We start from the raw sequence: 13207 nt of genomic DNA, 5'->3' as shown, positions 1-13207 counted from the left end.
GCTTGAAGAAAGGCCCGGCGAAATTCGCGGACCCTTCGTGACCCCAGCGGGATTCGAACCCGCGTTACCGCCGTGAGAGGGCGGCGTACTAGGCCGCTATACGATGGGGCCGTGTACTTTACCTGACCGTCAGACCCGCCGCTCGCTCACGGGGCATCAGGAGCTGGGATACCAGGACTCGAACCTAGAATGACGGTACCAGAAACCGTAGTGTTGCCAATTACACCATATCCCAAGGCGTCTTCCGGGCCCGGGCCTCCTCGAACCAGCCGGTCCAAGCGCTCCGTGCCCCTCAGCACGAGTATTCACTTTACAAGATCGAATGGCGCGCTGCCAAATCGCCGAGGCCGGAAAGCGGCAAGTGCGCCCGGGGCCGAAAATCAACCCTTGCAGTGTGATCTCGATCATGTTTACTCTCGGTAAGTTACTTGTTGGTAACCACCGAGAGAGGTCCACGTGCCCATCCCTCCATTCTTCGTCCCGCGGCTCCCCTCGAGCCCGTCCGTCCCCGGCCGCCGCGCCGCCGTCGTCGTCCTCGCGGTGTTGCTCGTCGCGTTCCTGGCCTTCTACACGCTGCTCTCCGCTCAGCTCACGGACGGCTCACGCCAACTGAGCGAAGGGGCGGCCAAGGCGGCATCCGGGGCATCGCAGCTCGACACCGGGGCCCACGCGGCCTCGACCGGTTCGGACGCGCTCGCCCATGGCGCCTCGCAGCTCGACGACGGGGCGCACGAGGCGCAGTCGGGCTCGGCCGCACTCAGCGCCGGTGCCGCAACGCTCCGCGACGGGATTCGGGACAAGCTCGCCCCCGGGGCCCAGCAGCTCGCCGACGGCGCCCAGCGGCTGCTCACGGGAACCCAGAAGGTGGCTGGTGACGTGCACTCGAAGCTCGCCCCCGGCGTCTACAAGGTCGACGACGGCGCCCAGAAGCTCCGCGACGGCGCGGCAGCTCTCGCGGCAGTCCTGACCCCGACCTCGTCGGGCACCTCCCCGAACAACCTCGCCGACGGCGCCTCCCAGCTTGCTTCGGGGGCTTCCCAGCTCGCGAACGGCACCTCCCAGCTGGCAGCGGGGACACAACAGCTCAAGGGATACCCGGGAGCCAACGGGGACCCCACGCAGGGCACGGGCACCGCCGCCCTCGCCCAAGGCCTGCAGCAGCTGTTGGACGCCGCGAGCGGAGCCACCGGGGCCCTTCCGCTCGCACTCGTGAAGGACAAGATCGCCCTGCTCGCGGCCGGCGCAGCCCGGCTGGACGCCGGCGCCGGCCAGCTCGCCGGAGGCGCCAACCAGCTCAACGCCGGCGCCGGCCAACTCAGCGGCGGTGCCCAGCGGCTCAAGGACGGCTTCGGCGTCCTTGATCAGAAGATCGACAGCCAGGACCCGAACGCTCCCGGCCTCGTGCTCGGAACACAGCAGCTCGCCGCGGGCACGGCCGCCATCGTGGTGGGCATGAACGGTGTCCCGGGCGACCCCGAACACCCGGGGCTGCTCAACGCGACCAACTCTCTCCATGCCGGTGCCGCAGCCCTCGCCGACGGAACCACGCAGCTCAACGACGGCATCACCGGCGCCAACGATCCGAACAGCGGGCTCCTGGGCGGAGCGTCCAAGCTCGCAGACGGGGCGGCGCAGCTCTCCCAGGGCAATACCGCTCTCGCCGACGGCAGCCAGAAGGTCTCCCACGGCGCCGCCGAGCTCGCGGGCGGCAACCAGCAGTTGGCTACGGGAGCCGGCCAGCTCGCCGCGGGCAACAAGGCCCTCGCGGACGGAGCCGCCCGCCTCCACGCCGGGACCGCCGGCGTCTCGCCGACATCGTCGACAGGAGCACCCGCTGCGCTCGCGATCATCGGAGCACTCGTCGTGTTCGCGGTGCTCGCCACGCTGATCCGCAGCCGCGTCAGGGCTGGGCTGGTGCGCGTCTAGCGGGTCTCGGCGGCCAGCCTCAGGCCGATGAGGGCAGGCAGCTCCGCCAGGCTCCCGACCTGCGCGCGAACCCGCGCGGCGAGGTCCTCGGGGAGCTCCCTGCCCGAACGGTTGAGCCAGATGCCGCGCAGGCCTGCACCCTCGGCGCCGACGACGTCGTGATGGGGGTTGTCCCCGACGTAGACGGTGCCCCCTGCGCTGGTGCCGAGCAGACGAAGGCCCTCGCGGAAGATCGCCGGATCCGGCTTCGCCGCCCCGACGGCGTCGATCCCCACGAGGACCTCGATCCGTGCGAGGCCAGCGTGGTCCAGCTTGGCCCGCTGGTAGTCGTGGACGTTGTTGCTCACTGCACCGTACGGCACGCCTGCCTCGTCGAGCGCATCGAGGAGGGGCTCGACGTCGTCGAACGCCCGCACGTAGCCGGGCTGCGCCGCCTCGTAGGCGCTGAGCCACGTCATCGCCGCCGCGCCGTCCGGGAACCCCGTCCCGGCGTTCGCAAGGCACCGCTCGGCCCGCAGCAAACGCTGTTGGGCGAAGGTGATCTCGCCGGCGACGTACTGCTCGTAGATGTCCTCCGAGCCGCGCGTGAAGAGGTGGCAGAACTCGGCCCAGCCCGCCTCGTCCAGCCGGACGTAGGGCGCGGTTACCTCACGGAGCGCTCGGTGCATGGCCCCCTCGAGGTCCACGAGCGTCTCGTCGATGTCGAGGAGAACGCCCTCGAGGGGACGATCGCCCAGATCCGCGGGGCCGCGGGCCCCGTCAGCCACGGAATGCCTTGAGCCTCGCGAGCGATGAATCCTTCCCGAGGATCACCATCGACTCGAAGAGCGGCGGCGACACCCGGCGGCCCGACACGGCGACGCGGACGGGACCGAACGCGAGCCGCGGCTTGATGCCGAGACCGTCGACGAGCGCGGCGCGCAGGGCATCCTGGATCGCCTCGGCGGTCCAGTCCGTCACCGGCTCGAGGGCCCCAATCGCGGCGTCGAGCACTTCGGCGAGGTTCTCCGGGAGGCCCTTCCGCGCGTCGTCCTCGACTGCGATGGAAGCGTCCTCAGCGAACAGGAAGCCCAGCATCCCCGGTGCCTCGCCGAGCAGGGTGATCCGCTCCTGGATCAGGGGCGCGCCCTCGGTGAGGATCTCCTCCTCACGCGGCGTCAGCGATTCGCCGACGATGCCCGCGGAGCGCAGGTAGGGCACGAGCCGGTCGCGGAAGTCCGCTGGATCAAGGAGCCGCACGTGGGTTCCGTTGATCGCCTCGGCCTTCTTCTGGTCGAAGCGGGCCGGATTCGGGAGCACATCGGCAATGTCGAAGTTCTCGACGAGCTGCTCGACCGTGAAGATGTCCTCGTCCGCGGAGAGCGACCACCCGAGCAGCGCGAGATAGTTCAGCAGGCCCTCGGGAATGAAGCCGCGGTCGCGGTGGTGGAACAGATTGGACTGCGGATCGCGCTTCGAAAGCTTCTTGTTCCCCTCGCCCATGACGTAGGGCAGATGGCCGAAGAGCGGCATGTAGGACGCGACGCCGACGGCGTGCAGCGCGTGGTACAGCGCGACCTGGCGCGGCGTCGAGGAAAGGAGGTCCTCGCCACGGAGCACATGGGTGATGCCCATGAGAGCGTCGTCGACCGGGTTGACGAGCGTGTACAGCGGCGAACCGTCGGCTCGCACGACGACGAAGTCCGGCACGCTCCCCGCCTTGAAGCGGATCTCGCCGCGGATGAGATCGTCGAAGGCGACGTCCCCGTCCGGCATCCGGAACCGCAGGACCGGCTCCCGGCCCTCGGCGCGGAAGGCGGCGATCTGCTCCGCGGTCAGGTCTCGGTCCGAGTTGTCGTACCCGAGCTTCGGGTCCCGGCCCGCGGCGCGATGGCGCGCCTCGATCTCGTCGGGCGTCGAGTAGGACTCGTAGAGGAAGCCGGCATCCTTGAGCTTCGCGGCGACGTCCTTGTACAGGTCGAGGCGCCGAGACTGCCGGTACGGCTCGTGCGGGCCGCCGACGTCGATCCCCTCGTCCCACGTGAGGCCGAGCCACCGCAGTGCCTCCACGATCTGCTGGTAGCTCTCCTCCGAGTCGCGCTGCGCGTCGGTGTCCTCGATGCGGAACACGAAGGTCCCACCGGTGTGGCGTGCATAGGCCCAGTTGAAGAGGGCGGTTCGCACCATGCCGACGTGTGGCGTGCCCGTCGGCGACGGGCAGAAGCGCACGCGGACAGGGGTGTCGGGAGTCACGGAAGGGATGGCGTCGGCGTCAAGCAAGGCGGTATCGGCGGAGGAAGTCATAGTGAGCCCATTCTAGGCCGCAGCCGCGCTGGCCATCCTCGCCACCGCAGGGGCTCGTCCCCTCAGCGGCTCAGTGTCATCGACGCACGATGGGATTGGACAGCGTTCCGATCCCCTCGATTTCGACCTCGATCCGGTCGCCTTCCGTCACGAGGCCCACGCCCGCGGGCGTTCCGGTCATGATGACGTCGCCGGGGAGGAGCGTGAAGGCCTGCGACACGGCGGCAACGAGTTCCCGCACGCCGAAGACCATGTCCGCCGTCGTCCCGTCCTGGACGACCTTGCCGTTCAGGCGCGTCACGAGCGAGAGATCCTCGGGGTCGAGTTCGGTCTCAATCCACGGGCCGAGCGGGGCAGACGTGTCGAACGACTTTGCACGCGCCCACTGGACATCGGACCGCTGCTTGTCGCGTGCCGTGAAGTCGTTCCCCACGGTGTAGCCGAAGATGACCTCGTGGGCCTTCTCTGCCGGCACGTCCTTGCAGATGCGGCCGATCACGACGCACAGCTCGCCCTCGTACGAGACCTCCTCGGTCCACTCGGGCAGGATCACCGGGTCCCCGGGGCCCACGACGGCCGTGTTCGCCACGAGGAACATGGCCGGTTCGGTGGGCAGCTCGTTGCCGAGTTCCTTCGCATGGTCCGCATAGTTGCGCCCTATGCCCACGACCTTGCTCCTCGGAATGATCGGAGCCACGAGGCGGACGTCCTCGAGCCGGTGGACCTGGCCCGTCGGCGTGATGCCCTGGAAGAACGGATCGCCCTTGATGACTGCCACCTGTTCGCTCCCGGGGTCCCCTTGGACCACGCCGTAGAGGGGAGTCGGGTCAGAGGCAGCATCAATGACAAAACGGGCGATTCGCATGGCCCCTACCCTATCGCGGGGGAGCTCGAGGCTAGAGGAGGCCGTGTTCGGCCGCGAAGAGCGTGACCGCCGCGCGTGAGGAGACTCCCGTCTTGGCATAGATGTGGCGTACGTGGTGGTCGGCCGTGCTCGCGGAGACGGTCAGGGCGACGGCCACCTCCTTCTTGGTCGCGCCTCGGCAGATCAGGCGCAGCACCTCGACTTCCCTGTCGGTCAGCCCCGCGGCGTGAGCGCGTGGACCGCTGTGACCCCTCAGGCCGGCGGCGGCCAGCACCGCATCCACCGCGTCGCGGTCGAGCTTGGCGGGCCCGAGCCTGGCGAGAGCATCAGCGGCCCGTTGGGGCGTGGTGGCCGGGGAACCGGGAGGGCTTACGAAGTGCTCCTGGAAGGCGTCGGCCGCAGCGAGGACGCGTGCTTCCCAGGGGAGCTCGGAGGCCGAGGCACCGCGGTAGTAGCCGGAGCCGTCGAGGCGTTCGTGGTGCAGGCCGGCGAGCCGTGCGAGAGGCGCTGTCGTCGGTACGCGGGCGAGGATCCGCTCGCTGTAGTAGGGGTGCAGCCGTCGCCGCTCCTCGACGAGCGGGCCGAGCGAGCGCCCAAGACCGCTGGGCACGCCCACCCGTCCGAGATCCTGGACCAGAGCGGTCTGCCGCAACCGCTCGGCGTGATCCGGGACGGCGGATGCTGCCAGAGAGGCCACCGCACGCGAGAACCCGGCCCGGCTCGGTTCCTTGAGATCGGCGAAGTCAGCGAAGACCGTGAGGACCGCCTCGACGCGGTCCGACGGGATCTCGGCAACCGGCTTCGGCTCGCTCCGGAGGGCCACCTCCCATGCCGCGTCCGTGACGGCGGCATCCAGCAGACGCGCGAGCTGCGAGAGTGCGGCGGCCGCGAGCTCGGGGTCGTAGGACTTCCCCGCGCGCTCGCGGAGGGCGGCCTTCACGGCGTCTTCACCGGCGAGGCGCGCGATCACCTCGATGTCACGGGCGACGGCGACGATGCGGGCGGCAAGCGGGATCGATTCACCCTTCACGCCGTCGGGGAAACCCCGGCCGTCCCACTGTTCGAATGCGGCACCGAGCGCGGAACGGACGCCGGCCGGGAGATCGAGCCGAACGGCGAGCATCTCCGCCGCCTCGCAGTGAGCGCGCACTCCGGCCCTGAGCCGTTGGGGTCCTGCCACGAGGAAGGCGGTCCGGAGCGCCGCCCTGCGCGGCCCCGTCAGGCCGGCGCCGAGTGCGGGCATCACGGCCTGCAAGAACGTGGCTGGGGAGCCCCCCAGGACCGGGGCGATGGCGGCGCGCAGCGCAATGTCGTTGCCGGCGATCTGCCCGGCCTCGAAAGCGTCGGCGGTGCAGCCGAGGAACCTGAGGAGGGCGGTGTAGTAGACCTCGCGCACCGTGTCGGGCTTGGCCCCGGCTGCGTCGGCGAGCTCGAGGGCCACGAGGCACGTTCTCAGCCCCTGTTCGAGGGGCTGCCCCATGCCGAGATCGGTTGCGAGGGACACGGCGGCGATGAACTCGGCGAGGCGCAGGGGTCGCGTCATGCAATGATCATGGACTGGCCACGCGTCCAGGGATAGCGCACACACCACGTGGCCTCACATAGCGCGTTCACGCGATGTGCCCGGACGCTTGCCGTCTCATTCTGAGAGCATGGAGACCGGCCAGAATCGCCCACACCGCGTCATGCTCCTCCCCGGAAGCGTCCTTCCAGCAGCCCCCGCCTACGGGGCGCTCCTCGAGTCGCTCGGCGACCACGTCCAATCCATTGCCAAGGACCTCGAGGTCTACTCTGGCTTCACGCCTCCGGCCGATTACAGCCTCGACACCGAGATCGCGGGCATCCTGCGCGCTGCCGAAGACCACGGCTGGGACACCTTCAACCTCGTCGGCTACTCGGGAGGAGGCGCATCAGCGCTCGCGTTCGCGGCCAAACACCCCGGCCGGCTCGAAAGTCTTGCCCTCCTCGAACCCGCTTGGGCGGGAAATTGGGGATGGACGGAAAAGCATCGGGCGCTGTGGGACAAGTACAGGGCCCTCGAGGCATTGCCGGCAGCCGAGTTCATGGCCGAATTCGTCAAGCTCGGCGTAAGGCCCGGCGTAGCCGCAAACCTCCCGGCCAGGGAAGGACCCGAGCCACCGTGGATGGCACTCAGGCCGGCTGGGATCAGGGCCTTCCTCCGGACCTTCCGGACCTATGACCTGGACAGGGATGCTCTGACCCGCTTCACGCAGCCCGTCTACTTCGCTTTGGGAGCCCTCTCGAATCCAGACGACTTCGGCGAGATCGCCGAGAGGCTCTCGACCGTGTTCGGCGACTTCCGGCTCGAGGTCTTCGCGGAGCGCCATCATTTCGACCCCCCGCACCGCATAGAGCCTGGGCGGCTCTCGGCTTCGCTCCGCCGCCTCTGGGCCGATGCGGCAGCAAGGGCTATGACCCGGACCTAGCCTGCCCTAGCGCACGACGACGGCGCGCCCCTTCTCGAGGGACGCGCCGTCGTCGTCTGTGCGGGTGGACCGTTCGTGCGGGCCGCTCGTGCGGGCGGGCCGCCTGTATGGGTGGGCCTTGTGCGGTTGGCCTGCCGGGAGGTCAGGCGAGTCGAGTGAGCCAGCCGTGGAGGTCCTCGACCGCCCCCGTCTGGATGCCAAGGAGCTGCTCGCGGATGCTCATCGCGACTGAGTCAGGGCCAGCCTCGGGCGTGACCAGCGAGCCGTCCGCGGTCTTGAGCTCGCCGATCGGCGTGATGACCGCCGCGGTCCCGCACGCGAAGACCTCCGCAAGCGTGCCGTCGGCGACCGACGCGCGCCACTCGTCGATCGTGATCTTGCGCTCCTCGACCGAGAGGCCGCGATCCGACGCGAGCTGGAGCACCGAGTCCCGCGTGACGCCATGCAGAATGTTGCCGTTGAGCGCAGGCGTCACGACCCGGCCGTCGGTGAAGACGAAGAAGATGTTCATCCCGCCGAGTTCCTCGACGGCGTTGTCGTTGAACGGATCGAGGAAGAGCACCTGCTTGCAGCCGTGGGCCTCGGCTTCGAGCTGGGCCGCGAGCGACGCCGCATAGTTGCCGCCGCACTTCGCCTCGCCCGTGCCGCCGTGGCCCGCGCGGGCGTAGTGCTCCGAGAGCCAGATCGAGACGGGCTTGAGCGCGCCGCCGAAGTAGTTTCCGGCGGGCGAGGCGATGACGCGGTACGAGACTTCGCGGGCCGGCCGCACCCCCAAGAAGGCCTCGGTGGCAATCATGAACGGGCGCAGGTACAGCGCCTCGCCGTCACCGCTCGGCACCCACTCCTTGTCGACCGAGACGAGCTGGCGCAGGGACTCGATGAACAGCTCCGGCGGAAGCTCGGGCAACGCGAGGCGCTGCGCCGAGCGGTTGAACCGGTGCGCGTTGGCCTCGGCACGGAACGTCCACACGCTGCCGTCGGCATGGCGGTAGGCCTTGAGGCCTTCGAAGATCTCCTGGCCGTAGTGAAGCACGGCTGCCGCGGGGTCCATCGCGATGGGGCCGTAGGGCTCAATGCGGGCGTGGTGCCAGCCACCCCGGCCTTCGGCGTCCATCGTCCAGTCGATCACTGCGGTGTGGTCGGTGAAGTAGTTGCCGAAACCGGGATCCTCGAGGATCGCGGCGCGCCTCTCAGCGGTCGTCGGATTCTCGGTGAGCCGCTGCGCGAAGTCGACGCCGACGGCGTTCTGAGTCATGCTTCCTCCACATCATCCTGCGCCTTGATCCCGCTTGTGCGCGTTCTTTTCCGCGGCACGCGCGCCCGCGGCGACGGGGCTGTCAGTCCCTACAGCTTACGCCTCAGACCCTGCTCGCAATCGCGTCGCCGACCTCCGCCGTCGAGCGCTCCTGCCCCGGCGTCCGAGACTCGACGTCAGCCCGCACGGCGGCCTCGATCCGCGCCGCCGCTTCGCCCAGGCCGACGTGGTCGAGCAGGAGCGCCGCCGAGAGGATCGCTGCGGTCGGGTCCGCCTTCTGCTGGCCTGCGATATCGGGGGCCGAGCCGTGGACGGGCTCGAACATGGACGGCGCCGTTCCGTCGAGGTTGATGTTGCCGGACGCCGCGAGTCCGATGCCTCCCGTGACGGCCCCGGCGAGGTCGGTGAGGATGTCGCCGAACAGGTTGTCCGTCACGATGACATCGAAGCGGGACGGATCGGTCACGAGGAAGATCGTGGCGGCATCGACGTGCAGATAGTCATGCTCGACCTCGGGGAACTCGGCCGCCACGGCCTCGACCGTCCGCTTCCAGAGGTGGCCCGCGTGGACGAGGACGTTGTGCTTGTGGACGAGCGTGACCTTCTTCCGAAGGCGTGACGCAGCGCGCCTGAACGCGTCGCGGACGACTCGCTCGACCCCGTAGGCCGTATTCACCGACACTTCGGTGGCGATCTCGTGTGGGGTGCCGGTTCGCATCGAACCGCCGTTGCCGACGTAGGGACCCTCAGTGCCCTCGCGCACCACGACGAAATCGATCTCTCCCGGAGCGGCCAGCGGGCTGCCGACGCCCGCGTAGAGCCGCGACGGACGCAGGTTGACGCAGTGGTCGAGCGTGAACCGCAGCTTGAGGAGCAGTTCGCGCTCGATGATCCCGGAAGGGATGCGGGTGTCCCCAGGAGCAGCCCCGACGGCCCCGAACAGGATCGCGTCCCGGCCGCGGATATCGTCGAGCACGTCACCGGGAAGCGTCTCGCCTGTGGCGAGCCAGTGCTGTGCTCCGAGGCTGTAATGAGTCTCCTTGACGTCGACGTCCGTCCCCTCAAGGGCCCGGTGGAGGACCTTGAGGGCCTCCGCCGTGACCTCGGGTCCGATGCCGTCGCCGGGGATCACTGCTAGGTCGAGAGTCTGCGTCATAGTCCCACGGTAGGAACGCCATCCACATTTTGAACAACCCGTCTCAGATGACAAGACATCAGAAGGCGGCGAGAAAGTCCGCGAATCCCCCGCGCGACCGGCTGGAAAGGCGGCCCGACGTGAGGACCCGGGCACCGTCTGTGGCTCTCACGACCATCCCCAGTTCCCTGGCCCTTTCGGCGAGCGTGACGTCCTCGCCGGACGGAACGTCCGGAAAGCCGCCGATCGCGAGATAGGCGTCGGCGCGAATGCCCAGGTTCGCGCCGAACACGTGCCCGTGCCCGTCGGCGAGGTGGTGGACAGCGAGCCATTTCGCGTAGCGGCGGGGATCGACGTCAGCCGGATCCGGGATCACGGTGCCGAGCACGAGGTCGGCTCCCCCATCGGCGACCTCCAGCTGATGGAGGAGCCACGGCTCCGGGACGGCGCTGTCGGCATCAGTCGAGGCGATCCACACGTTCTCGGGGGGTGCCGCGGTGAAGGCCAAGGCCTCCTTCACGCCCGCCGCGCGGGCCGCCCCCGCACTGCCGGCCTCAAGATCGATTCCCCGCACGTTCGGCCAGCCCGAGATCACCTCCGCCGAGCCGTCGCGGCAGCCGTCGAGCACCACCGTGACGGAGGTCCTGACACGGGGCCGCGAGCGGGTGAGCACCCGGAGTGAGGCCTCGACCGACGCGAGGCAGCGCGGGAGCAGCTCCTCCTCGTCCTTCGCAGGGATGACGACGACCACTTCGCGGAGCTCCCCCCGTCCGCGTGCCGCGCAAGAGGGGCTCACGCGATGCCCTCGCGCCGCGCAACAGACACGGCCGGTGGCCTCACGAAGACGTCGAGCACGAAATCCTCCTCCTCGTGGTGGGCGAGCAACGCGAGGCTGGGTTCAGCGCGAAGGCGCCCATGCACTTCAGCGCCCGTGAGCGTCCAGCCCTCGATCGGGCCGAGCCAATGGCACGCCACGAGGGCGCCGTCGTCGTCGAGGCTGGCGAGACACTGCCGCACCACGTCCTCGAACTCGTCATGGGAGAAGTAGTACCCGACTTCCGATACAACGATCAGGTCGAAACGTCCGTCCGGCCATTCGCCCGGAAGCCGACGGCGCTCCCAGGTGATCGAGGCAGCGGCGGGCAGGCGGGCGGCCGCGAGGTCCAGCGCCCGCTGGCTCACGTCGGTGGCGACGACCGCGTCGGCCCGTTGCGCAAGTTCTCCCGTGAGAACGCCGTTCGAGCAGCCCAGCTCGAGCGCGCGCCGGTATCGCCGGGACGGGAGCGAAGCGAGGGTGAGGGCGCGCTTGCGTGCCTCGTACCAGCTCGTCTCGAATCGCCAGGGGTCGGCGTCTGCCGTGTGCAGCTCGTCGAACACCGCCCGCGCGTCCCGGGGCGCCCCGACGAAGAAGAGCTCGGCGTCTCGGTCGAAGTGCTCCTGCATCCCCAGGCTCAAGAGGGCTTCGTCGCCGGGCAGGTCGGACAGCGGCTCCGTCTGGCTCCTGTGCATCCCAAGCGCCGCCGCCTTCCTCGCGCGCAGGTCCGGGTCGAGGCGCAGGCGACGCGCCCGGTCCCAGGGCGCATCCTCACCAGCTGGCGTTCCCCAGTGCCACAGCCACACCGGATATTCGACGAGGAGCGCCTCGGTGCCCTGGGCGACGCGAGCGGCGGCTTCACCCGCGGCGTCATGATCCGTGTGGCCGTCGCCACGCCAGGGCGCGGCGAGGACGACGGCGGCTCGGCGGCACTCGGCCGTGCCCGCCTCGGGCGCGCCGTCGACTGCGGCTTCGTGGAGCACGGCATGCAATGCCCGGGCCAGGGCCTCCCCGCCCTCGGCGACGCCACCGTCCGCGATGCCCAAGCGGTGAATCCGGGCGGCGGGGGCGAGAGAGCGGACGGCGGCCTCGACCTCGCGCCGACGGATGGCGGCGAGCTCCGGCGGGGAGTGAGTCGGCGAGCGGGGGTGGGATCCCTCGCCGTCGGTGGCGATGACGACGTCGACGGGCCAGCCGCGGCGCGCGGCTTCGGCGATGAGGCCTCCCGCGCCGAGCGTCTCATCGTCCGGATGGGCCGCGAGGACGACGAGCCGTCCATAGTCTTCGAGGTCGAGGTCGGGGGCATCGCGGATTGTGGAGTCGTCCCGCCAATCAGATTCGGGCGTGCCGGCCTCCCAGTGGCTGAAGGTCACCACGGCATGCTCCCCTCGGCGAGGAGCGATCGGCCGAGTGCTGCAAGGTCGCGTTCTGCGTGATGCTGGCGAACGTACAGGCGGAGATCGGCGACCCGCTGGGCGTGTTCATCCTCGAATGCGAGCGGAGCGGGTCCGAGCGCATGATCGACCGCTGCGAGGATCAGCTCGACGGCCCCGGCGACGACGCCGCGGACGCGCAGGGCGAGCACGGCGCCGGCGCCGCCCTCGGCGCGGCCTGCATCGACGTCGTCGGCCGCTTCGGCGAGCGCGGCACGGGCCGTGCCGAGCGCCAGGTCCACCGCGCCGAGCTGGGACAGTCCGATCTGGTCGGGGCCCCGCGACGAGTACCCCGACCACAGCCGACGGGCCACCCCCACGGCCCCGCCGAACCAGACCGCGGCCACCCCTATCCCGCCCCACGCGAAGCCCGGGCGCTCGAGGTACCAGCCGTCGACTCCCACGGATTCCGCGGGCACATCCTCGAAGCGCACGGGAGCGCTGACGATGCCGGGAAGTCCGTGCCCAGTCCAAGGGACCGGCTCGCGGACGACGCCGGGCGACGCAAGGCGGATCCTGAAGGCGCGTCGGCTCGACTCGCCCGTGTAGGCGGTCACGACGGCGTGGCTCACCGAGCCGGCCAACGAGCACCACGGCTTGACGCCGTCGAGTCGCCAACCATCCTGCGTCTCGCGCGCCTCGAGGCGCGCATTCCTGCCCTCGGCTGCGAAGACTCCCCACGTCGTCGCCTCTTCAGGCCGCTGGCCGGCCTGGTGCAGGATCGCGAGCGCGTCGAGATGCGGCTCGACGGCCCGTGCGACGCCGAGGTCCGCCGCTCCGAGGGTCGCAAGGAGGTCCCAGAGGGCAAGCGTTTCCCCCTCCCCCGGATGGGGGGCCCAGCGCCCGAGCTCGGCCGCGAGCTCAAGCACCTTCCCCGGCCACGCGCCGGAACGTTCGCGCGCTCCGCGTCCCAGCCCGCGCGCCTGAGCGGCGAGCTCCTCGAGGTCGTCCGTCTGGGAACCGGGCACCACTCCGTCTCGTGAGCGGAGCCGCACGGCACGAACGGGTTCCCGCGGGAGATCGCTCGCGGAAGGCTGCCCGTGCGCCGC

The 13207-nt window shown here is 70.0% G+C and carries 10 protein-coding genes, 2 tRNA genes and 1 pseudogene; 2 read left to right on the top strand and 11 right to left on the bottom strand.

The window, feature by feature from the left end; genetic code table 11:
• Positions 1–38: 38 nt before the first annotated feature.
• A tRNA-Glu gene (locus V7053_RS03415) sits at positions 39–111 on the bottom strand.
• A gap of 52 nt (positions 112–163) precedes the next feature.
• A tRNA-Gln gene (locus V7053_RS03410) sits at positions 164–235 on the bottom strand.
• A 221-nt stretch (positions 236–456) separates the two neighbouring features.
• Between V7053_RS03410 and V7053_RS03405 the strand changes: the two genes are divergently transcribed.
• The gene (locus tag V7053_RS03405) at positions 457–1926 is read left to right on the top strand and encodes a hypothetical protein (protein WP_334170867.1); all 1470 of its coding nucleotides are present in this window, start codon (positions 457–459) and stop codon (positions 1924–1926) included.
• On the opposite strand, the gene V7053_RS03400 is transcribed toward V7053_RS03405, so the two are convergent.
• The 4 genes from V7053_RS03400 to V7053_RS03385 all read right to left on the bottom strand — a co-directional run bounded on the left by V7053_RS03400 (position 1923) and on the right by V7053_RS03385 (position 6617).
• Entirely contained in the window at positions 1923–2693 is a 771-nt protein-coding gene (locus tag V7053_RS03400) for an HAD family hydrolase (RefSeq protein WP_334170866.1), read from the bottom strand. The genes V7053_RS03405 and V7053_RS03400 overlap by 4 nt on opposite strands.
• Positions 2686–4209 carry a glutamate--tRNA ligase gene (gene gltX / locus V7053_RS03395; RefSeq protein WP_334170865.1) on the bottom strand — a complete coding sequence of 508 codons (1524 nt, stop codon included), beginning with the start codon at positions 4207–4209 and terminating at the stop codon, positions 2686–2688. Before gltX ends, V7053_RS03400 begins: the two co-directional genes overlap by 8 nt.
• A gap of 76 nt (positions 4210–4285) precedes the next feature.
• Entirely contained in the window at positions 4286–5074 is a 789-nt protein-coding gene (locus V7053_RS03390; protein ID WP_334170864.1) for a fumarylacetoacetate hydrolase family protein, read from the bottom strand.
• A 31-nt stretch (positions 5075–5105) separates the two neighbouring features.
• Positions 5106–6617, bottom strand: a complete 1512-nt coding sequence (locus tag V7053_RS03385) for an HD domain-containing phosphohydrolase (protein ID WP_334170863.1) — start codon at positions 6615–6617, stop codon at positions 5106–5108.
• 109 nt (positions 6618–6726) lie between these two features.
• Between V7053_RS03385 and V7053_RS03380 the strand changes: the two genes are divergently transcribed.
• Positions 6727–7521, top strand: a complete 795-nt coding sequence (locus V7053_RS03380) for an alpha/beta fold hydrolase (protein ID WP_334170862.1) — start codon at positions 6727–6729, stop codon at positions 7519–7521.
• Between the two features lie 142 nt (positions 7522–7663).
• Here V7053_RS03380 and V7053_RS03375 read toward each other — a convergent pair whose 3' ends face one another.
• From V7053_RS03375 to V7053_RS03355, 5 genes and pseudogenes are all read right to left on the bottom strand, one after another.
• A complete protein-coding gene (locus V7053_RS03375; RefSeq protein ID WP_334170861.1) occupies positions 7664–8776 on the bottom strand; it encodes a branched-chain amino acid aminotransferase in 1113 nt (370 codons plus the stop codon).
• A gap of 103 nt (positions 8777–8879) precedes the next feature.
• Entirely contained in the window at positions 8880–9932 is a 1053-nt protein-coding gene (locus tag V7053_RS03370; protein ID WP_334170860.1) for a 3-isopropylmalate dehydrogenase, read from the bottom strand.
• Positions 9933–9990: 58 nt separating this feature from the next.
• The gene (locus V7053_RS03365; RefSeq protein WP_334170859.1) at positions 9991–10707 is read right to left on the bottom strand and encodes a glycosyltransferase; all 717 of its coding nucleotides are present in this window, start codon (positions 10705–10707) and stop codon (positions 9991–9993) included.
• The gene (locus tag V7053_RS03360; protein WP_334170858.1) at positions 10704–12098 is read right to left on the bottom strand and encodes a bifunctional PIG-L family deacetylase/class I SAM-dependent methyltransferase; all 1395 of its coding nucleotides are present in this window, start codon (positions 12096–12098) and stop codon (positions 10704–10706) included. The genes V7053_RS03365 and V7053_RS03360 overlap by 4 nt, the downstream gene beginning before the upstream one ends.
• Positions 12095–13207 (bottom strand): annotated as a pseudogene (locus tag V7053_RS03355) (PIG-L family deacetylase); the annotation flags it as partial. The pseudogene V7053_RS03355 and the gene V7053_RS03360, both read right to left, overlap by 4 nt.

The sequence above is a fragment of the Sinomonas sp. genome, assembly GCF_036848755.1.
In the GTDB taxonomy this organism is placed as follows: domain Bacteria; phylum Actinomycetota; class Actinomycetes; order Actinomycetales; family Micrococcaceae; genus Sinomonas.
Note: the sequence above shows the minus strand (reverse complement) of the source record. Positions and strands in the feature narration are given on the sequence as shown.